The organism is Flavobacterium sp. AJR, from assembly GCF_002156885.1.
Taxonomy (GTDB): Bacteria; Bacteroidota; Bacteroidia; order Flavobacteriales; family Flavobacteriaceae; genus Flavobacterium.
Map to the genome: position 1 here is coordinate 1 of NZ_NCWQ01000011.1, position 23244 is coordinate 23244.

Here is a 23244-nt window from a genome sequence, read left to right on the forward strand (position 1 = left end):
AAGAGTAATAAACATTGATAAAAGCGGTTCTAATACTGCAGCGATCAAAGTATATAACAAACGTTCGTTCTCAAAGATTAAAATCCGACAGTGAAATTAATTTCAATCATACTATTTCAGATAGAATATATTTGTGCCTTTCCACATCATATTTCTTCTTAAACATTTTAAAACTTTTTGTGGTGTATTTTTCTTTTGGACTGCTTAAATGTACTAATGTTAATTAATCTTATTTATTCCTTTAAAATCTAGGTTTATAGGCGGTTTGGATGTCCCGTAGAGGAACAGGATAAATTTCTATAAAAATTATGGAAGATTTGAAGAGATTGGCTTACTACAGGTAGGAGCTGTCTCTACATGTCTTCAATATTTTGGTTTGGATGTCCTCTTGGGGATTGATGTAAAAAAATATACTATTTCTCAAATTATTTCAAGAAAATGTTACATGATGATTTATTTAAACTAAAAATAGACAGTCTTAACTTTTGTCGCAAGAATATAGTAGCTCCAAAATTATATGATCTATGATATTGCAGTAATGCTTATAATAATAATTTGAAGATCATGAAAAAACGATAGATTGTAATAGTTTAATTTTCATGTTTTTAAATTAAAAGTAACAATTTTATTTTCTGATTCAAACTTTGTTTTTATTGGAAAATTAGTATTAAATTTACTATTGCCTCAATAAACGAATCTTTTTAGACTTGTAATTTAAAATGATTATAATATTTAAGCAACAAAATTAAATTTAAGCATTTAGAATATTTTTTATTTTTTGAATTGATATTTCCTGTATCTGGTTACATATATTATAGATTCTTTAAACGATTAATTAAATAATAAATTTCCAAATTATGCAAAAATCACTTTTAATTTTTATCACTTTTCTATTTTTAACAAGCTGTAAAAAAGAAAGCTCTACTCAAAATGAATTAAGTCCTAAAGAAGCAAAAGCTCTTGCAAAAGAAGCATACATTTATGGTTATCCGATGCTGATGGGGTATAGATCTACGTACTACTCAACTGTAGATAAAAAAAGTCCTGCCTATCGAAGTGATTTTAATATTATAACACACGACAGACGACCTGCAGATGATACCCGAAAAGATGTGGTTTCAATGAATGCAGACACTCCTTATTCTTTATTTGCAATGGATTTACGCACAGAACCCATTGTTCTGTCTGTTCCTGCCGTAAAAGGCAGATATTATGTTTTCCAATTTATTGATCTCTTTACCCACAATTTTGCTTACGTAGGCACCAGGACTACAGGTACAGAAGCAGGAGATTATTTATTTGTCGGACCAGATTATAAAGGAGAAATACCAAATGGAAAGTTTAAAAAGATTTTTCATGTAGAGAGTCAGCTTGCAATTGGAATTGGAAGAACCCAATTATTTAGTAGCAAAGATTTATCGAATGTTACTCAAATTCAGGATAAATATAAAGTTACTTCAATGAGTAAATTTTTAGGTACTGCATCACCAGCAAAAGCTCCTGAAATTAAATGGGTTTCTGTTAATCCAAAAGATTTTGAAGATTTAAATTTTACTAAGTATTTAAATGTCTATTTAAACTTAGTTAAACCATTCAATAAAGAAGATGCAGACGAGATAGCAAGATTTGAAAAAATAGGAATTAAGCCGGGAGCCGATTTGGATACCTCGCAGTTTAGTGAGGAGATTAGAAAGGCTATTAATGAAGGTGTCGAGGAAGGAATTACAGCTATTAAAGAAAAAGCAGCCCATATTAGTGAGCAGAAAAATGGCTGGAATATGATGGATCCTTTTGGAGACCGAGCATTTTATAAAAAAGACAGACTTCTGCGTGCCGCAGCAGTTATGGTTGGAATCTACGGAAATGATAAGATTGAAGCTTTTTATCCTGTTGCTTACATTGATAAAGAAGGACAGACATTGAACGGAAAAACAAGCAAGTATAAAATTCATTTTTCTAAAGATGAGATTCCGCCTGCAAAATATTTTTGGTCTATAACCATGTATGATAAAAGTGCGGATGGCACAGGAGGATATTTGATTAAAAATCCTATTAAAAGATTTCTTATCAGTTCTACTTCTGAAGGACTAAATTACGATAAAGATGGAGGACTGACAATCTACATTCAAAATCAGAAACCAGACAAATCGAAAGAGTCAAATTGGCTTCCTTCACCAGCAGAAGAGTTTTATTTAATGGCTAGAATTTATGGCCCCAAAGAAGCAGCTTTGAACGGTAAATGGTCACCGCCAGCAGTTGAGAAAGTAGAATAAGTTTCTAAGTATTAATTCAAAAAAAATAATTATGAAAAAGAAAATACTAGTATTCATTTTGGTTGTAATAACTTTCGTTGGTTGTAAAAAAGTAAATAAAGCCGAAGAAATAAGTTCATCAAATCAGGATTCGGCTAAGGTTGATCTCAAAGAAATTAGAGAAATAACAAAGGAAGCATACATATATGGATTTCCTTTAGTAGATAACACCAGAATACAATATGCTTATTTTGTAGACAAACAAAATCCTGAATATAAAGCACCATGGAATACCATTCGTAATATTCCTCGTGTTTTTACATCGGAAGATAAAGCTGTTCAAACTCCAAACTCGGATACTCCTTATTCTTGGATTGGCTTAGATTTAAGAAGTGAGCCAGTTGTTTTTATTATACCTCCGATTGAAAAGAGCAGATATTGGAGTTTGCAGTTAATTGATTTATATACATATAACTTTGCTTATTTAGGAAGCCGAGCAACTGGAAATGGAGGAGGTGCTTTTATGCTTACTGGACCTCACTGGAAAGGAGATATGCCAAAAGGAATTACCAAGGTAATTCAATGTGAAACAGATATTGCATTGGGAATAATCCGTACCCAGTTATTCAACGCCGGCGATTTAAAAAATGTAGAAAAAATACAGAAAAATTATGTTATAAAAACACTTTCTGCCTATTTGGGTAAACCAGCACCACCAAAAGCAAAACCACTTGATTTTGTGAAGCCTCTTACTCCGGAGGAGCAAAAAAAATCATTAGAATTCTTTAATAATTTAAATTTTGCCTTGCAGTTTTGTCCGATACATCCTTCTGAAAAAGATTTAAGAGCTCGATTTGCTAAAATTGGGATTCAGGAAGGAAAAGTTTTTAATCCCGCAAGTTTGAGTCCTGAAGTTAAAAATGCTATGGATGAGGGAATAAAAGATGCTTGGGCAGAAATGGCTGATTTGAAGAAAAAAGTAGTGACTGGTGAAGTTTCTTCAGGAGATGGTTTTGGGACAAGAGAATTTCTAAAGAATAATTATCTTTTTAGAATGAGCGGTGCTTTTCTAGGAATATATGGAAATTCAAAAGAGGAAGCAATTTATCCGACCTATTACGTTGATGCAAAAGGTGAAAAACTGAATGGTAAAAATCGCTATATTTTGAAATTTCCTCCTGGACAGCTTCCACCTGCCAATTCTTTTTGGTCGATTACCATGTACGATCAGCCAGCAAGTCTTCTTGTAGCAAATTCACTTAATCGTTATTTGCTCAATTCAACGATGCTGGGACAATTTAAAAAAGATGCTGACGGCAGTTTAACTTTTTTCTTTCAATCTGATTCACCCGGGAAAGATAAAGAGTCGAATTGGCTTCCTTCACCAAAAGGCGATTTCGCTTCAATAATGCGATTATATTGGCCAAAAGAAGCTGCTTTAAACGGAACGTGGAAACAGCCTCAACTAGTTAAGATTTAATGTTTTTTTATTTTAAATCATTGTGTAAGTTATTGTGAATCAGATTCTATTTGTGCTTCTCTTAATATGAAATTTTATTAAATAGCAAATAAATTTAGAACCGAATTTAGGTGGTCATTTTATTTTAGCATATAAAGGTCAATAAAAATAATTTTTCCAATTTTCTAATTAAGATCTCATTATTTGGCTTTGAACAGCAGTTGAAAGTAATTTAGGAGAATATAAAACTTAATTTCCGGCGTACATTCTCGTTGTTCGAGTCCTGTTAGGCTATTATAAGCTAAGTTTTAAATTTACCTTATTTTTCATGTAAATACCTGTATGTTCTACACTTTGTTTCTTTGTTTAGTGTGATTCTAGAAAAAAGATAATAAAAAGTAAAAACAAGTAAAAGTTACTTATTTAATAGGGTATATAAAAAATGGCGCCAATTGTCTTCAATTGACGCCATTTGGCTGTGGTGACCTCTACGAGACAAATTTCTATAAAATTTATGGAAGATTTGAAGAGATTGGCTTTATGAATTTGGTTTGGATGTCCTGATGGGGATTGATGGATAATTCATGTATTTATTTTGATATGAGTTATAAATATTCGAGTTAGGAACTATCAAGAATTAATAAATTACATTCATTTACCTCTAAAGATAACATTACTATCGAATTTCGTTTTTTCAAACAAAGGATACACTTTATGATGCAAAGAAACGGGAGTAAATTCAATAAAATAAGTCAGCAGTTCTTTTGTTGTTGGGTAATTAGGAGTTTTTGATTTTAACTTTCCGTTAGAATTGTTCCAATCACGAATAAACTTTTTAAAGCAAGATTCACCTTTTCTTCCCCAATATAATTTTGAAGTGCATACATAGCCAATATTCCTTTTGCAAAAGCGGCTCTATTTTTTCTCTGGAATATTTTTTTCATCACCATTAAAGCAGAATATTGGGCAAGGGTTCTCAAAATCATATTTTTTCCCTGAACATTAGCCGCTTGGAGCTGCATTCCCCACCATTGGTGTGCTAATTCATGGGCAATTCTATAGAGAATAATATCGATAATGATTGGTGGTCAATATTAAGCATAAATTCATTGGATTCAGAAAATGGTATTGCCCCGGAGAAAGACTCTGCTTGTTCAATGTAATTAGGAGTTTCTATGATAAGCATATTCCTATGTTGATAAGAGCCAAAATTCGTGGAAAAATAATCAAAAGATAATTTGACAGCTTGGGTCATTCTGTGCACGTTATATTGATGTCCTTTTTGATAATAGATTTCTAAATCTACCGGAGTTGCCAAACGATCATTTTTAGGAAACCATTTGCTCTTGGAAACTTCATAATCTGCCGATATTATCGCATACTGATTTACTTTTGGTTTATCCGTTTTATAATGAAAAAAGGAACGATTACCTAATGTCCAGTCCTTTAGTAAAGTGCCGCAAGAAATGGCTTTTTGACTTTTGTCTGTCCCAATAGTAACTTCAAAATTGAGTAAATCAGCATTACCTCCAGTACCTGCATAAGTTAATTCCGTTTTATCATTTCTTTTGGCCATTTCTTTTGCAGGTGTCAATTCAAATTCTGTCCTAATTCTTGTATTATCAAGCTCATATTCTTTGCTGTAGCCCAGAGTTGGTAACGCTTTATTTGTCAAGTATGTTCCGTTTTGAAGGACACTGTTATTAGAATCATTTTCTTTGAAACCTTTAGCTGTATAAGTCTGCTTAAATTTCATTTTAATAGCTTCACCTGCCTGGACAATGGTGTTATTTATATAGAGCAGTTGATAGATCTGGTAATACAGTTTAAGAGAAGGCAGATGATGAGTGCCCAGTCATTTCTAATTAAAGCAATTAGTAATAACTACAGGTCAAGAGTAATAAACATTGATAAAAGCGGTTCTAATACTGCAGCGATCAAAGTGTATAACAAGGCTTCGTTCTCAAAGATTATAATCCGGCAGTGTAAATATCTCAACAATATTGTAGAACAGGACCATCGTTTTATAAAGTGGAGGATTTTAAATGGTTTAGCTTTTTAAAATTTTGAATCTGCAAAGAGAACTTTAAGCGGTATTGAGATTGTTCATATGCTTAGAAAGAATCAGATGGTTAATCCTGAGAAAACTATATTTAAATTCTTTTGTAAATTGGCAGGCTAACTTTTAAATTACTTAAATTCTTATATTTGATTCTGACAGATGCGACAGAACCCAATAATTACGAACCGTGCTCTCGGACAGTTCCAGTTTTTTTGCAAATTCTACTACTGAAACGTGTGTCTTAAGTTTTTGTAGCAAATTAGAGGGTGACTTCACTTCGCAAACGCATTGTTAATCAAGCATTCTTTTTTTTTCTTCTTACAAAAAGTAATAAATATATGATTGAAAATTAAAGACATAGAGTTTTTTTTGTAACTTGGTATGAATTAGATTTAATTTTAACAAACAGATACTTATGAAATTATTCAAAATTTTTTTAGTTGAAGATGATCCCTTTTTTGGAGAAACTTTAAAGTATCACCTCAAGTTAAATCCTGATTTTGAAGTTTTTTTATTTAAAACAGGAAAAGAATGTTTGGATAATTTATTTCAGAACCCCAATATAATTTGTTTGGATTTTGGATTGCCAGATATAACTGGTGATTTACTTCTTAAAAAAATTCAACAAACAAATAATCAAATTCCCATTATCATTATAAGTGGTCAGGAAGAAATTGAAGTAGCCGTTGATTTTTTAAAATCGGGTGCAAAAGATTACATTGTGAAAAGCAATCACACAAAAGAGTTGCTTTGGAATTCAATTATTAAAATCAGGGAAAATTTAAACCTTATAAATGAAGTAGAAGAACTAAAGGAAAAACTCGAGCAAAAGTTTAGTTTTGAAAATACTATAATAGGGCAAAGTGAAGGAATAAAAGTTGTTTTTAATAAAATAAATAAATCTTTAAGTACTAATATAAATGTTTCTATAACGGGAGAGACAGGAACTGGTAAAGAGATTGTTGCAAAGGCAATTCATTACAATTCTGAGAGAAAAAACAAACCCTTTGTAGCATTAAATATGGCTGCTATTCCAAAAGAATTGGTCGAAAGCGAGTTTTTTGGACATGAAAAAGGAGCCTTTACTGGGGCAGATCAAAAAACGATTGGGAAATTTGAGCAAGCCGATGGCGGAACTATTTTTCTTGACGAAATAGCTGAGCTAGATTTAAATCTTCAAAGTAAATTACTACGAGTGCTTCAAGAACGCGAAGTGACAAGACTTGGTGGAAAGGCAGTCATTAAGTTTAATGCCAGATTAATTATTGCGACTCATAAAGATTTAAAAGAGGAGGTTAAAAAAGGAGCATTTAGAGAAGATCTGTATTATAGAATTATCGGTTTGCCAATAGAATTACCACCTTTAAGAGAGAGAGGTAACGATATTTTACTTTTGTCAAAACATTTTATTGATTTGTTTGTTAAAGAAAATAAATTGAAAACGATTACTATTACCAAAGAAGCTAAAGAAAAACTCCTTAAACATAAATTTCCAGGAAATATAAGAGAACTTAAATCTATAATAGATCTTGCTTGCGTTATGTGTGAGAGCAATGAAATTTGTGTAGAAGATTTAACTTTTGACACAATAAATGATACCGATTTTTTCTTGTCTGAAGATAAGACATTAAAAGAGTTTACTTCTGAAATTATACTGCATTACTTAAAAAAGAATAATGATGATGTATTAAAAACAGCCAAACAATTAGACATCGGAAAATCTACGATTTATAATTTAATTCAAGCAGGTCAAACTAAAAAAAATGATTTAAATGAAAGTAGCCACAGTTTTATTTGAAAGCAATTCTTTTGTAAGAGAATTAAATAATGATAATTTGGATTTTACTGATTCCGACTTAGTTTTAGGTTTTGGATCAAGAGATTTAGTTTCTGATGATACAATTTTTAATCAGTTGAAAAATAAATTTCCATCTTCACAATTAATATTATGTTCTTCGGCTGGGGAGATTTATGACAATGAAGTTCTTGATGATACAATAGCTCTTACTGCAATTAAATTTTCTTCAACAGTAATTAAAACTTATGAAGTAGATATAACAGATTTTAAAAATAGTTTTGAAGCAGGTTCTTCCTTGATTGAGAAATTTGTTCAGGAGGATTTAAAATTAGTTCTGGTACTCTCTGATGGAGGAAAAGTAAATGGGAGTGAGTTGGTAAATGGTATGAATGCCGTAAAAAAGGAAAAAGTATTAATAGTGGGTGGTCTTGCTGGTGATGCTGCAAAATTTGAAAAGACTGTTGTAGGATTGAATGCCCGACCAACTCAAGGTAAAATTATTGCTATTGGTTTTTATGGCCAGAAGTTATTGGTATCTCATGGCTCTTTGGGTGGCTGGGAAAGTTTTGGATTAGAAAGGATAGTTACAAAATCGAAAAGCAATGTTCTATATGAAATTGATGGTAAAAACGTATTAGATCTTTATAAAAGTTATTTAGGAAAATATGCGGATGAATTACCAGGTTCGGCACTACTTTTTCCGCTATCTATTAAGATTGAAGAAGTAGACGAACCCATTGTTAGAACTATTTTATCGATAGATGAAACCAATCAAACCATGACTTTTGCAGGAGATGTTCCCGAGGGGAGTAAAGTGCGTTTTATGAAGGCAAACTTTGACAGACTAATTGATGCTGCAAGTGACGCCGCGTCTTCTTGCTTAGAAGTAAATAGTTTTAGCCCAAAACTGGCTCTCTTAATAAGTTGCGTAGGAAGAAAATTAATTCTGGGAACCCGTATTGATGAAGAAGTTGAAGCTGTTTCTGATATTTTTGGAGGCGATACTATTCTTTCAGGGTTTTATTCCTATGGAGAAATTTCGCCATTAAAACCTTTTGGAGAATGTATACTTCATAACCAAACAATGACTATTACTTGTATAAATGAAATAGAGTAGTTATGGATATTCATAAGCTTTTGCAAAGACAAATTAATAAAAATATAAGTGATGATCTTAAAAATCATCCGGATTTTCAGTCTTTTATAAAAACGGTCAACGACTCGTATCTATCATTTGAAAGAGATAAAGATTTAATGGATCATTCTTTTAAAGTAAGTGAAAATGAATACAATGAAGTAAATCAGAGTTTAAAGAAAGAATATGAATTAAAACAAGAGTCTATTTTAAAGTTATATGAAAGCCTAACAGAATTGGATGAAGGGTATCGATTAATAAATGAAAGTGAAAAAAATGATCTACTTTTTATTTCAAAATATTTAAGTGAACAAATAACTAAAAGAAAAGAGACTGAAAAGAAATTATTTGAGACTGCCCAATTTTTAAAAATATTATTAGAAAGCTTACAATCGGGGATCTTAGTTGTAGATCATAATGATACTATATTATTTGTTAATCAGTATTTATGCGATATGCGCAATATCAATGCTCTGCCAGAGGAAATGATAGGAAAAAAACCAGCGGAATATTTAAATGATGCCCAGTCATTATTTAAAGATAGTGAAGCCTATAGAAATAGGATTAATGAAATTTTATCCAATAAAGAAATTGTAACTGGTGAAATACTTGAAACATTAGATAATCGTTTTTTTGAAAGAGACTACATACCAATTATGGTCAATAATGACTGTATTGGACACCTTTGGAAATCAACAGATGTAACCCAAAGAATTAAGAGTAAAAATTTACTAAAGCAAAGTGAAGAGCGTAATCGTATTATAATGAACTCCTCACTTAATGCTATAGTAACAATAGATGGTACTGGAAAAATAACTTTTTGGAACAATCAGGCCGAAATTATTTTTGGATGGAAAAAAGAAGAAGTTTTGGGTAAAACATTAAACGAAACCATAATTCCCAAACGTCATAAAGATAGTCATTCACAAGGGCTTAAGCATTATGAAGCAACAGGTAAGGGGCCTATTTTGAATAAACAAATAGAACTACCTGCAATAAATAATAGTGGACATGAATTTCCCGTAGAAATTTCTATTATACCTCTGGAGCAAAATGGAGAAGTATTTTTTTGCTCCTTTATGCAAGATATCTCAGAGCGAAAAAAAACAGAAACTAAACTAAAAGTTCAAGAAGAGAAATATCGCAACATTATTGCTAATATGAACTTAGGTCTCATAGAAGTTGATACTAATGAAATAATTCAATATGCCAATCAAAGTTTTGCTACTATCTCAGGATTTGAAGTTGAGGAACTTATTGGTTTGAATCCTTCAAAAACATTTGTCCTCGGTAAGAATATTGAAATGATGAATAGTAAAAATAGATTACGGGAAAAGGGTTTGTCAGATGTTTATCAAATGCCAGTAAAAAATAAAAGAGGAGAATTAAGATGGTGGGCCATCGGTGGAGCTCCCAATTATGATGATAAAGGTAAATTAGTAGGGTCGATCGGAATTCACTTAGATATTACCGAGCAAAAACAAATGGAGATTGAACTTGAAAAGCAAAAAATCAAAGCAGAACAAGCCTCTAAAGCAAAGGAAGCTTTTTTAGCCAATATGAGTCATGAAATAAGGACACCACTAAATGGTATAATTGGTTTTTTAAGAGAATTAGAGAGGCAACAATTAACTGATTTACAAAAAAAATACGTCGAGAATAGTACAGTAGCTTCAAAACATTTGCTATCGATTATAAATAATATATTGGATATTTCTAAAATAGAAGCAGGAGAGATGTCCCTTGAAGTAGAAGATTTTATTCTTGAGAATACAATTGCTAATGTCGTTAATGTACTCGAACCACTGGCAAAGAAAAAAGGACTAAAATTGATTTCGCAGATTTCTAAAGATGTTCATGGGGTCTTAAAAGGAGATATTTTAAGACTAGAGCAAGTATTATTTAATCTAATAGGAAACTCCTTGAAGTTTACTAATAAAGGTAAAATATATTTGAAATGCGAAGTATTAAAAGACATTAAAGCTTTTCAAAGACTACAGATTTCAGTTGTAGATACAGGAATAGGAATGGAACAAAGCTACGCTGAGAATATTTTTAATAAATTTTCGCAAGAAGACAAAGCAATTACCCGCAAATTTGGTGGTACAGGATTGGGTATGACCATTACTAAAGAACTAATCCTGCTTATGAAGGGCAAAATTAATGTACAAAGCGAAAAAGGTTTAGGAACTACCGTGAGCTTTATAATCGATTTAGAGAAGGGTAATATTAATAATATTAAAAAGATTCAAAATGAAATTAATGTAGACATTTCAGGCATAAATGTTTTATTAGTAGAGGATAATATTATTAATAGAATGGTTGCTATTAATTCATTAAACTATTTTAATTGTGTTGTTACCGAAGCAACCAATGGTATTGAGGCGATTGAAATTTTAAAAAATAAAAGTTTTGATATTATATTAATGGATGTGCAAATGCCCGAAATGGATGGTATTGAAACAACAGTAAAGATTAGAGAAGAATTACAATTGCAAACTCCTATTATAGCCCTTACGGCAAATGCTTTTAAAAGTGAGGTTGATAAGTGTAAAAATGCGGGCATGGATGATTATATCACTAAACCTTTTGAAGAGTTTGATTTAATAGAAACAATTTCAAGATTTACAAATAAACAATCAGATGCAACAAATAAACCTTGCAAAGAAAATAATGAAAAACTCTACAATTTAAAGTCATTAGATAGTATTAGTAGAGGCAACTCTGAGTTTATTACAAAAATGATAATGATTTTTATAGATCAAATAAAAGAAGTTATTCCAAACGCAGAAACAGCTCTTGCTTCGGGCGAATTTTTAGCAATGAGCAAACTTATACATAAGATTAAACCAAGTATTGAAGGGATGGGAATAACTAGTATTGCAGATAAAATCAAAACTTTGGAAAAGATCACTAAAGAAGGTAAAGACAAAGAAAAGATTAGCAACCTATTCTCTCAAATAAAAATGGTGTTGCTTACTGTGATAGAACAACTACAAGAAGAAATTTAAAGTTAATTTCTCTATTCCTTGGAATTATTTCCAAAAAATGGAAATAATTGCTTAAAAATAAAAACACAAACCCTTTGTTTTCAGTGTTTTGAAATTTTGGCTTGACTATAGCGTATATGTTATCAATATAAAAGTAGGATAACATGGAAACTAAAACTCAATTTAAATTCTTTATAGTAGATGATGATTTTTTTTGTGCCAATTTGTACAATCAATATCTCACCAACATGGACTATAATGACGTAACACTCTTTGCTAATGGTATTGATTGTATTGATAACCTGCATCTAAAACCGGATATTATTTTTTTAGACCATAATATGGAAGATATTACGGGATTTGAGGTATTGAAAAAAATTAAACGATACAATCCCAATATATATGTAGTTATGGTTTCAGGACAGGAAAATATCAAAACTGCGGTTGATGCGTTAAAATTTGGTGCTTTTGATTATGTAATAAAGGGTAACGATGTTAATGAAAAAATGATTGTGATTATTACTAAAATAATTGCTGTCAAAGAGCAATTAAAAAAAGTATACCCAGGTTTAATTAAACGTTTGTTATCTATTTTTTAATCAAACATACCATACCTACTATGAAAAGTTTACTTACATTTTTTTTAATAACGTTACTTTTTTGTTGCTGTAAAACTCAAAACTTACTAGTAAGTGATACAAAAGTAAATGATAATGAATCTTTTTTAAGCGATCCCAATTATCAATATAAAATACGAAAAGACGATAAAATATCAATCTCAGTATGGGGAGAGGATAATTTAAGTGTAGGTTCAGTTTACGGAATTTACAATTCAAACGAGGTCTACGGAAAATGGTTAATGGTAGATACAAATGGTACTATCGAAATACCAAAAATAGGAGCAATGACCGTTCTTGATAAAACCGTTCCAGAGTTAAAAGAGATGATTAAAAGTGAGCTTAAAAAATGGTTAATCAATCCTATAGTAGATATTAAGGTACTCAACAAGGAGATTATCGTTTTAGGAGAGGTAAGAAACCCAAATACAGTTGCGATAGATAAGGATCATGTTAGTCTTTTGGAAATGATTAGTAAAACGGGGGGATTTGAATTTTATGCCAATTTAAAATCAATTAAAATTTTAAGGCAAGAAGGAGAAAACGTCAGAGTAACGAATATCGATCTTACTCTTGGAAATAACATTGCAAATACCAATATACAATTGCATCCAGGCGATATTGTTATTGTTCCATCCAAAAAGAATAAAGAGTTTGATAAGCGCGTAGCCACTATAATTCCATTGACTACAACAATAAGCGCTGCTGCAATAATAATGGGAGTATTATAAAATAAAATCCTATGAACGAAAATGTACGAATACTAAAACCTCTTTTTAGAGGGTTGCCAATTATAATCTTAGCAATGCTAATTTTGATACTTGCTGCAAAAAAGTACCTTAATTACGTAACTCCAATGTATGAGAGTACAGCCAAGTTAAAACTAGCTGATGTACAGGAGGGAGTTCCTAGTGCCAATCTTTTTAAAGATTTTGATGTTTTTGCTTCGGCAAATAAAATAGCTACTGAAATAGAAGTTCTAAAATCAAACCTGTTAATAGGAAAAGCAATTGATGAGCTACCATTTAATAAAGAAATATATCGAAAAGGTAATGTACGATCTGTAGAGTTATTTAGGAACTCTCCAATCGTAATAGATGGTACTTTTAACTCTGAAAAGGCACTAGATAAAAGATATGGTTTAGATATTATCTCAAATAAAGAATTTGTATTCTATTATCCGGATTCAGAAAATGGTATACCTGGTTACTTTGGAAAATCTCTTTCAATTAATGGAGGTATTCTTTTAATTCATCTTAATGACCCCTTTATAAAATCAAAGAAAGACTTAAAAATTATAGACTCTTATGAATTTGAGTTTTTAAGTAAACAAAAATTAATGGATAAGATTAATAAGAATCTTGATATCGTAGCTGTTGATAAAGATGTACCTGTTATACGCATAAATCTTAAAAGCAATGTACCTGAAAAGGCTGCTTTATTTGTAAATAAATTGGCAGAAGTTTATGTAAAAGATTATATCGAAAGTAAATTTAGAGCAGCAGACACCACTGTCGATTTTTTAAAAAAAGAGATCAACACTTCTAATAAGAATCTTTCTGCTTCAGAAAATAATATCCAAAATTTTAGGGACAAAGAGCATATTATCAATATACCTCAGGAAACCGAGACAGATTTAAGAAAAATTGCCCAGCTGAAAATAGAAAAAGTTAACTTAAAAATGAATCTTGATGCAATAAAGGATCTAAATAAGTATATCGCTAATGCAAAAGGAAATTACTTAGATTTAGCTCCAAATTTTGAGGCTTTCACTGATTTGCTTTCTACAGAGATGATTAAGAACATGAAAAGTTTGCAAGCTGAAAAAAAAGACTTATTACTGACGTATACTCCTGAGAACGAAAAAGTAAAAGTAATAGATGCTAAATTAAAAGACTTGACAGATTATCAGATAGAAAGTATAAGAAACACAGAAAATAACTTACAAACAAAATATTCAGAACTTTCAAACGAAATTAAAGAGTCAGAAAAAGTTTTTATAGGCCTTCCTGAAAAAGAAAAAAAATTAACGATTTTAAACAGAGATTTTAACTTATATGAAAAAAACTATAATTTTCTTAATGAAAAAAGAATTGATGCAGAAATAGCAAAATCAGCTAAAATTGCTTTTCATAAAGTTATTAGTCCTGCCGAAATTTCGACTACACCCGTTTCACCAATACGTTCTATAATAATTATAGTTGCTGCTATAATGGGAATGTTTGGATCTATAGTATTAATATATATAGTTCATTTTGCAAAAGCAAAAGTTAATGACGTATATACTATCGAAAAAAACAGTAGTATCCCGGTGGCAATTGCAACCCCATATATCAAAGTAAATGCCCAAATTGAGGATCATTTTTTAAAAGAGGCATTACAAATAGAGTTAAAAGGGCTCGTTCAGGAAAAAGGAATTATAACAATTAGTTCTTATGATAATACAAGAGCACATTTGTTTCATTCTAAAAATCTTATCAAGGCTTTCTGTTCTCAAGGACGAAAGGTGTTGGTTGTTGATACTACTGGGGAGTTTCTGAATCAAATAGATCACAATAGCTATATCAACTTTTCGGACTCTAAATATTTAAGCGCAATCCAATCTGTTTTTAAAAATGAAATTGAACAAAAAATGGCAAGCCATGAGTTATGTATTATTCACAACCAAGCTATAAATAAAGGACGACTTGCATTATTGTTTATGAGTATAGCATCTCAAAATTTTGTTGTCTTAGATAGTCGAAAAACTGCCGAAAAAACAATACTAGCCATTGAATTATTACAAGAAGAATATCATTTGCCTAATATGTGGTTTATCCTTAATAAATCAGGTTATAATCCCAGTATTTTTTCTTGTGTAAAAAAGGGGTATAGAAAATATTTAAATAAATAAGCTAAATGTACATACTAAGAACATTACTAGTCAAAGATTCTTTTTTAGTTCTCATAGATCAAGTAATTACTAGTGGTACAAATTTTTGTTTAACATTAGTAATAGCCCAAAAATTAGACATAAAAAGTTTTGGTTTATACTCTTTGGTTTTATTGATTGCATATCTTTTATTAAGTGTCAATAATGCCTTAATTATTCAGCCATTTCAAGTTACTATTGCAAAAACAGAAAATAAAGAGCAATATATTACCACCTTATTTTTCGGGATACTTTTTTTATTGATTCTCCCTTTAATAATAATAACGGGAATGTTTCATTTTTTTAAAGATAAAATTTTGTTTCAAATAAGTCCAAGTGCTGTTATTTGTTTTACAATAGGGTTTTTAATTAATGATTTTTTCAGAAAATTGCTTTTAGGTATATCCAAAATAAAAAGAGTATTGGTTATGGATATGCTATTCTTAATTCTGGCTTTTTTATTTTTAGTACTAAAGAAGTTAGACTTATCGGAGGTTTTATTAATCTTTGGAATCATTAATTTAATTTCAACAATCCCAGGGTTTTTATTTATGATAAAGAATTATCAAAAGCCTGTTTCCTGGAGGATATTTTTTGAAGCTCATTTAAAACAAGGTAAATGGCTATTAAGTGTAGCTGTATTACAATGGTGCTCTAGTAATTTTTTTATTCTTATTTCAGGGATTTATCTTGGTATTGAAGCATTGGGCGCTTTAAGATTGGTACAATCATTTTTTGGAATCATAAATATTGGTTTACAGACAATAGAAAATTATTTTCTTCCTAAAATAGCCATGATATATGATAAAAACAGCATCACTGCAAAAAAATATTTGTTAAGATTAACTATAGCAGGTGCCTTTGGATTTGGCATATTAGCAATATTGTTTTTCATTTTTTCTGATCAAATTATAGTATTGGCAGGAGGCCTAAAGTATGAACATTATGGTTATGTAATAAAAATGGTAGCTGTTCTTTATTTTTTTATTTTTTTAGGTTATCCGATACGAATTATGATTAGGGTATTGATGCTCAATAAAGTTTTCTTTACAGGTTATTTACTTTCATTTTTTATCTCGCTGGCTAGTTTTCATTTTCTATTAAAATATTCGGGTCTGTATGGTGCTGTTACAGGATTAATTATAAATCAAATCATAATGATTTTGTATTGGCAATATCAGTTAAACAAAAAGCAATTTCAATTATGGAAATAATTCACTTAATTCTCGGAAAAGCAAACCCTCAAAGGATGAACGGAGTTAATAAAGTAGTTCATCAATTGGCAACAAAACAACATCTTTATGGTGAAAAAGTTGCTGTTTGGGGGATTACAGACAATCTTGAAATAAACTTTGACGAAAGGAGCTTTGAAACACGATTATTTAAAAAAATGGATTTTCCTTTTTCCTTTTCAAAAGAACTTAAACGGGCAATAATTGATAAAAAGGACAATGCAATTTTTCATCTTCATGGAGGCTGGATTCCGGTATATTATTCGTTGACAAAATTATTTTTTAGATATAATATAAAATTTGTCCTTACTCCCCACGGAGCTTATAATGTTATTGCTATGAAAAAGAATACTATTTTGAAGAAGGTATATTTTTATTTTTTTGAAAAAAGAGTACTTCATATAGCTCAAAAAATTCATTGTATTGGTAAAAGCGAGGTACACGGTTTAAAAAGAATTTTTAATACTAATAAATTTATTTTGCTACCCTATGGCTTTGAAAATAACTTGCCAATAGCGTTAAAGACAATTACCGATGAAAATATAGTTTTTGGGTTTATAGGCAGATTAGATATTTACACCAAAGGCTTGGATACTTTAGTAAAAGCGTTTAAAAAGTTTCATGCTAAAGAGCCTTCTTCAATGTTATGGATCATTGGAGATAGTAAGGAAAGAAACACGCTGCAACGGCTTATTTCCAGATATTTATTAGATAGTAGCGTTATTCTTTACGGAAGCAAATTTGGTATGGAAAAAGATGCATTATTACAGAAAATGGATGTCTTTGTTCATCCCTCAAGAAATGAAGGGTTACCACTTTCGGTGATCGAAGCAGCTAGTTACGGAAAACCTTGCATCGTAACAGATGCAACTAATATTGGTTATGAAGTTGTAAAATACAATTCGGGCAAAACAATTTACAGTCAAAGTAGTAAAAAATTAGAAGGAGCTATGATTGAAATTTTTGCAGACTATATAAATCATGATAAATTTATTGTGATGCAGCGCAATGCTATTAAAATGGTAAAAGAAAATTACAATTGGGATGTACTACTCTTACAATTCAATACAGATTTATATCAAATATGATGGAAAAGCAAATCATTAACCACGAGCCTTTTTTAAAAACAATAAATAATTATATGTTTATTGTTTTACTACTTATGATAGCCTGTTTTTTTACATGGAGTGAAAATGTAAATATTACAAGAGCTATAAAAGTAGTTGGGCGCATGGGACTTATGTTTTCTTCAATTGCTATATATTATAAAATAATTCGTTATGGAGCAGTACATACATTAAGTTATAAAAACATTTTTTCACCCTTATTTTACTTTGGTTATTTAGCATTGGGGTTTTTATCCTTTATGTGGAGTACAAATCCTGGTTTTAGTGCCTTACAATGGTTTATGACTTTTCAAAGCCTTGTTTTCGCCTTTTTTTTTATTAAAAGTATAAAAACATTAGATGCCTTTTTTGAAGGGCATACAATTTGGCTTTATCATCTTTTAGGCAATTCTGTATTTGTTTTACAAATCATATTTGTTGTAGGAATGTGGGTTGATCCTGATACTTTTTTCAGGCTTACCAATGGAGGAGAAGAAGTCAGACTAGGAGGGGTAATGATGAATCCAAACGAGCTAGGAATGCTCGCAGGAGTGGGTGTTGCCTGCCTTATTTTTGATTTGTACAGAAAAAAAAGTAAAGTATGGACAATACTAAAAATACTTGTAATATTTTATGCTTTATTCATGACAGGCTCAAGATCTTCGTTAATAGGAGTACTTTTAATTATTTTTTTTCATATCAATCAAACTAAAAAGAAAGGATTAAAACTAGCTATAATAGCCGGAGTGCTCATGGTAGTTCCTTTTGCAATAAATCAAATTATCTTAAAAGGAGGTGATGAAAAGCGTCTGGAAGAAATACTAACCCTAACAGGGCGATTGCCCTTTTGGCAAGCATTAATAACCGAAGGTTTGCCCAGAGAACCATTATTAGGTTTTGGTTATATGAGGATCGATTATAAAGAGTTTTTTCAAAGTGTTCATACTTACCCTGGTAAGATGACGCATAATACTTTTATGCAGGTATTAATGAACTTAGGATTTGTTGGTCTATGCATAGCCATCTTTCAATTATTTTTTACTTTCCGGGCATTCATCTACGAGGATAAAGAAAATCGTCTGATGCTCATCGGAATCCTTATTCCTGTTTTAATAAATTCATTTACCGAGTTTGGAATTTTTGGCGAAAGCAATTATGGAATTTTATTTTATCAGATGATCATTTTTTCCGTTTGCTTTAAAACAAACAAGCATTTTACTTCAGAGCAGAAAATTTATTTAAGGAAAAGAAGACCTGATCTTGTTACATAATTGATTTCCAAAAATATATATATATTCCAAAATATGGAAATTCCAAAATGATTTAAAACTTGTAACTTATTGATTTTAATGATTTTACATTTTAGGCACGGTTTTCCAAATAGATTGATTAATAAACTTTCTTATTATGGAAAATATATTTAGTAAAATCGGATACACTATTTCTAATCAAAAAAATAGTGAACAGGATATCGTTCAGAATGTTCTATTTATCAAAAATCTAAACGGGAGTATCAGATGGATTTGGAACGCAGAGAACAGCAAACCTCTTTTCTTGAAGTTTTATAACGTTGGAGGCATTCGGGCTAAGATCTTTACTTTGGCAGTTAAACTAATTTTTGTCTTGAGAGTACAAAAGATAGTTTTCAATAAAAAGAAATACTATTTTAAAAAAGAAGAAAATTCATTTTTTGATTGCCAGGAAAATTGGGCATTATTTACAGGCACCATGGGTTCTAATAATAAAGCTATTTTATATGCCGATGCATCATTCTTTAAAATAGCAACTACTGTTAAGGCTAAGAGATTAATTAAATCAGAGCATAAAATCTTATCGAATATCACTTTTGATTTTTTTAAAATCCCCAAATCAAAACAAATTTCAGAAAATGTAGTTCAATTTTCAGATATAACTTGTGGAGGGACACGTACTAATAAAATTGAAATTGCACATCTGAAAGCATTAACAGAAATGAATTTTAGAGGACATAATTTAATACAAATTAAAGATTGGGAATTATTTAAAGATTTAAAATTTGATTTTATTATGACCAATGATAGCAGACTTCCTATAAACATGATGAGAAAAATCAGCATGCTTTTAAACGAAATATCTGAAGATGATTATATTAATGTCTCGCTTTCTCACGGCGATTTTACATCATGGAATATGTTTGAGAGTGAAGAAAAAATTTCATTGTATGATTGGGAGCTATTTGCTTTTGACAGATCTACAGGATTTGATTATTTCCACTTTATTATACAACAAGGAATTTTGATAGATAAAAAATCCTGGAAAGAGATTTATATCGATATAAAAGAGCAATGTAGAGGAGAATCTGCCAGCTTTTTATTTGATTATGATCTGGAGATACTTCATAAATATTTAAAATATTATCTTCTTATAAACTGTATTAACTACCTAAAAATATATGCAGCACAAGATAAATGGCATATACAAGTTGATTGGTTATTGCAAGTTTGGAATGATGCTTTAAATAGTTTTGTCATAAAAGCAAAAACCGCCAGAGAACTTATAATCATGGATATTTTTGATGCATTGCAAAATCAAAAATATGCAACAATTAAATTTCATGATGGTTACCCTGAGCAACTTAGTGTTAATTCGGATATTGATATCTTAATAAATAAAGATCTATTTGCGTCAATTTTAAAGCTGATTAAAAGCCATTCATTAGTTGCTAAAGTTTCTCAAAACAAAAAGTCATTTATGAATTCATTACAGTTAGTAATGATTGATGGGACGATTTTAGCTATTGATTTAATTTGGGAATTTAAAAGAAAAAATATCATTTTTTTGGATGCTAAGAAAGCTTTGAAACATGCTTATGTTAACAATTTTGGAGTAAAAAGTTTATCCTTTAAGGATACTCAAAAATACATAAGTGCCTTTTATATTCTGAACAATGTAGCAATTCCTAGAAAATATAAATTGTATATCAAAGAAGAGAAGCATCAAGTAGTAAAAAAGACTACTAATAATAGTTTACAAAGCATTACTTCTCCAAAAACAGATTTGTTAAAACAGCTTTGGGAAAAAAGAGAAAACAAAGGAATCTACTATTTTAGAAATTCATTCTACTATTTGTATGATACGGTTTTTAGAAGTTTCTCCAGAGGATATATAATAACTTTTAGTGGTGTTGATGGAGCTGGAAAATCTACTATAATCGAAAACGTAAAAATTATGATAGAAAAACAACTAAGAAAACCAGTAGTTGTTTTGCGCCATCGCCCTTCGGTATTGCCAATTATTAGTACTCTTTTTAGAGGAAAAAAGGCTCAGGAAAGTTTTGAAAACACGCTTCCTCATTCAGGAACTAATAAAAGTTTAGTATCATCTTTAATTCGGTTTATGTATTATTATGTTGATTATTTTCTTGGTCAGTTTATTATTTTTATCAAATATACTATCAGAGGATATGTTGTAATCTATGATCGTTACTATTTTGATTTTATAGAAGATAGTAAAAGAAGCAATCTTATTTTGTCAAAAAAAATAGCATTATTAGGCTATAAGTTGTTGCTCAAACCTAAATTCAATTTTTTTCTTTTTGCAGATTCTGGAACAATTCTTAGTCGAAAAAAAGAGCTAGATGAGAACGTTATAAATGAACTAACTACAAACTATCAGAACCTTTTTAGTAAACTGGATAAAAGAAGTAACACAGCAGTTTACAAAACAATTGAAAACAAAGAAATTAATCAGACGCTACATATTGTTTTACAAACTTTAATTAATAGATAATATGAAAGCTCTTTTACAAAAACTAATACAATTTCGTAACCCTGCTTTTAAGTTTGATGAGAGTTTAGATTCATTAGCGTTATTACAATTTTTTTGGATACAAGGCATCGCTATTATCAGAGGTTTATTTGTTTTTATTTATTTCAAAAAGGCAAAAGGACTTATGCTTGGCAGAGCAGTTACTTTTTTTAATCCTTCAAAAATTCATTGGGGCAAGTTTTTACGATTAGGTAATCATGTAGCAATTTCGGCCTTGGGCAAAAACGGAATTTGGTTTGGAAATAATGTTAGCATAGGAGCTTTTAGCCGAATAATTATTTCGACTTCATTAAATAATTTAGGCGATAGGATTATAATAGGTAATAATGTAGGGATTGGAGAATTTGCTTATCTAGGAGGAGCTGGCGGTCTTGAAATTGGAGATGATTGTATAGTGGGGCAGTATTTAAGTTGTCATCCTGAGAATCATAATTATGAGCAGTATGATATTTTAATAAGACATCAGGGAGTAATCAGAAAAGGAATAAAAATAGGTAAAAATTGCTGGATTGGAAGCAAAGTAACCATTTTGGATGGCGTAGAAATAGGCGAAGGTTGTGTAATAGCTGCGGGAAGTGTAGTTACTAAATCGTTTCCTAAAGATTGTATCATTGGAGGGGTACCTTCTAAACTTTTAAAAACGAGATTATGAGCACTAAAATCATTTTGGCTAGTTGTTATGCCGTAAATCCATATAAAGGATCTGAAGACGGAATGGGATGGAATTTTATAAGACAGATTGCTCGTTTTAATAAAGTAATAGCTGTTACCAGAGAAAATAATAAAGAAGCAATTGAATCGTATATGCTGCAAAATCCTGATGCTATTTACAACAATATAACTTTTATATATTTTGATCTTCCGTACTGGATGAGATTTTGGAAAAAAGGAAGTCGTGGTGCCATGCTGTATTATTATATGTGGCAAAAAGGAATCGTTAATCATATAAAAAGAAAGAAGCTCAATTTTGATATTGTTCACAATGTTAACTTTCATAATGACTGGACGCCAAGTTTTTTATGGAAACTAGAAAAGCCTATGGTTTGGGGACCTGTAGGACATCATCCACTTATTCCAAGTGTTTATTTAAAACCCTATTCATTTAAATATATTATTAAAGATCGCCTTACCTGGCTTATAAAGAATTTATTTTGGAACTACTCTTCAGGTCTTAAAAAGACTATAAAAAATGCAAGCCATATATGGTGTATGAACACAGGTGTGGTAGAAAAACTTAATCTTAGTGGAAGCTCTTATTCGGTATTCCCATCAGTAGCTTCAGAAGATTTTAGCAAAGCCAATGCCATCATAAAAAATAGCTTCCATGTTATAAGTGCCGGACGCTTTGTACCTCTTAAAGGGTTTGACCTCACCATTCGTTCTTTTATTGCGTTTTTAAATTCTATTTCTCTGCCAGAACGTGCTAATTGTAAATTAACATTAGTTGGATCAGGTCCAGAAAAAGTTTTTTATGAAAAAATAATAGCAGAGAGTAATATGGGGGATAATGTTGAAATAATTGAATGGATAGAGCGCAAAGAACTGATGAAACTGTATGATAAAGCAACTGTTTTTATGTTTCCATCACATGAAGGGGCAGGAATGGTTGTGGCCGAAGCTTTATCGTATGGATTGCCTGTAATATGTCTTGATAATATTGGTCCGGGCCAATACATTACAGCAAAATGTGGTTTTGTAATTCCTCATTCAGATTATTCCTCAACGATTTTTAATCTGAAAGAAGCATTAAATAAATTGTATTTGAGTAATACATTACTTTTAGAAATGAGCACTAATGCCAGAAAACGCTATATAGAAAGATTTACATGGGAGAGTAGAGGAGAGCATTTAAATACAATTTATAATAATTTATAA

General features: G+C 30.5%; 18 protein-coding genes. 15 read left to right on the plus strand and 3 right to left on the minus strand.

The genetic code is table 11. The features are described 5' to 3' along the window. The first annotated feature begins 857 nt into the window (after positions 1–857). Together B8T70_RS04270 and B8T70_RS04275 are read left to right on the plus strand one after the other, a co-directional pair. Positions 858–2273 carry a DUF1254 domain-containing protein gene (locus B8T70_RS04270; RefSeq protein WP_086894041.1) on the plus strand — a complete coding sequence of 472 codons (1416 nt, stop codon included), beginning with the start codon at positions 858–860 and terminating at the stop codon, positions 2271–2273. Between the two features lie 31 nt (positions 2274–2304). Next, a complete protein-coding gene (locus B8T70_RS04275; protein ID WP_086894042.1) occupies positions 2305–3732 on the plus strand; it encodes a DUF1254 domain-containing protein in 1428 nt (475 codons plus the stop codon). A gap of 773 nt (positions 3733–4505) precedes the next feature. On the opposite strand, the gene B8T70_RS04280 is transcribed toward B8T70_RS04275, so the two are convergent. Both B8T70_RS04280 and B8T70_RS04285 read right to left on the minus strand, forming a co-directional pair. Next, positions 4506–4733, minus strand: a complete 228-nt coding sequence (locus tag B8T70_RS04280) for a hypothetical protein (RefSeq protein WP_086894043.1) — start codon at positions 4731–4733, stop codon at positions 4506–4508. A gap of 17 nt (positions 4734–4750) precedes the next feature. Then, a complete protein-coding gene (locus B8T70_RS04285; protein ID WP_086894044.1) occupies positions 4751–5467 on the minus strand; it encodes a hypothetical protein in 717 nt (238 codons plus the stop codon). Positions 5468–5515: 48 nt separating this feature from the next. Here B8T70_RS04285 and B8T70_RS24440 point away from each other — a divergent pair, with 48 nt between their 5' ends. Continuing rightward, positions 5516–5773, plus strand: coding sequence for a DDE-type integrase/transposase/recombinase (locus B8T70_RS24440; protein WP_369827358.1), 258 nt, complete (start codon positions 5516–5518; stop codon positions 5771–5773). Positions 5774–5905: 132 nt separating this feature from the next. Here B8T70_RS24440 and B8T70_RS24445 read toward each other — a convergent pair whose 3' ends face one another. Next, the gene (locus B8T70_RS24445; protein WP_369827359.1) at positions 5906–6049 is read right to left on the minus strand and encodes an HTH domain-containing protein; all 144 of its coding nucleotides are present in this window, start codon (positions 6047–6049) and stop codon (positions 5906–5908) included. A gap of 139 nt (positions 6050–6188) precedes the next feature. On the opposite strand from B8T70_RS24445, the gene B8T70_RS04295 reads away from it, so the two are divergent. From B8T70_RS04295 to B8T70_RS04350, 12 genes are all read left to right on the plus strand, one after another. Continuing rightward, positions 6189–7571, plus strand: coding sequence for a sigma-54 dependent transcriptional regulator (locus B8T70_RS04295; RefSeq protein WP_086894045.1), 1383 nt, complete (start codon positions 6189–6191; stop codon positions 7569–7571). Beyond that, complete coding sequence (locus B8T70_RS04300; protein WP_039115298.1) at positions 7546–8688, plus strand: FIST signal transduction protein; 1143 nt, start codon at positions 7546–7548, stop codon at positions 8686–8688. Before B8T70_RS04295 ends, B8T70_RS04300 begins: the two co-directional genes overlap by 26 nt. A gap of 2 nt (positions 8689–8690) precedes the next feature. Next, positions 8691–11717, plus strand: a complete 3027-nt coding sequence (locus tag B8T70_RS04305) for a PAS domain S-box protein (RefSeq protein WP_086894046.1) — start codon at positions 8691–8693, stop codon at positions 11715–11717. A 143-nt stretch (positions 11718–11860) separates the two neighbouring features. Beyond that, positions 11861–12295, plus strand: a complete 435-nt coding sequence (locus B8T70_RS04310; protein WP_039120348.1) for a response regulator — start codon at positions 11861–11863, stop codon at positions 12293–12295. 20 nt (positions 12296–12315) lie between these two features. After that, complete coding sequence (locus tag B8T70_RS04315) at positions 12316–13044, plus strand: polysaccharide biosynthesis/export family protein (RefSeq protein WP_086894047.1); 729 nt, start codon at positions 12316–12318, stop codon at positions 13042–13044. Positions 13045–13055: 11 nt separating this feature from the next. Continuing rightward, a complete protein-coding gene (locus B8T70_RS04320) occupies positions 13056–15206 on the plus strand; it encodes a Wzz/FepE/Etk N-terminal domain-containing protein (protein ID WP_086894048.1) in 2151 nt (716 codons plus the stop codon). A 5-nt stretch (positions 15207–15211) separates the two neighbouring features. Then, complete coding sequence (locus B8T70_RS04325) at positions 15212–16438, plus strand: lipopolysaccharide biosynthesis protein (protein ID WP_086894049.1); 1227 nt, start codon at positions 15212–15214, stop codon at positions 16436–16438. Then, positions 16429–17544, plus strand: a complete 1116-nt coding sequence (locus B8T70_RS04330; protein ID WP_123912069.1) for a glycosyltransferase family 4 protein — start codon at positions 16429–16431, stop codon at positions 17542–17544. Before B8T70_RS04325 ends, B8T70_RS04330 begins: the two co-directional genes overlap by 10 nt. A gap of 53 nt (positions 17545–17597) precedes the next feature. Next, entirely contained in the window at positions 17598–18833 is a 1236-nt protein-coding gene (locus B8T70_RS04335) for an O-antigen ligase (RefSeq protein WP_242667422.1), read from the plus strand. 136 nt (positions 18834–18969) lie between these two features. Next, positions 18970–21330 carry a hypothetical protein gene (locus B8T70_RS04340; RefSeq protein WP_086894052.1) on the plus strand — a complete coding sequence of 787 codons (2361 nt, stop codon included), beginning with the start codon at positions 18970–18972 and terminating at the stop codon, positions 21328–21330. Between the two features lies 1 nt (position 21331). Further along, a complete protein-coding gene (locus B8T70_RS04345) occupies positions 21332–22021 on the plus strand; it encodes a DapH/DapD/GlmU-related protein (protein ID WP_086894053.1) in 690 nt (229 codons plus the stop codon). Then, the gene (locus B8T70_RS04350) at positions 22018–23244 is read left to right on the plus strand and encodes a glycosyltransferase family 4 protein (protein WP_086894054.1); all 1227 of its coding nucleotides are present in this window, start codon (positions 22018–22020) and stop codon (positions 23242–23244) included. The genes B8T70_RS04345 and B8T70_RS04350 overlap by 4 nt, the downstream gene beginning before the upstream one ends.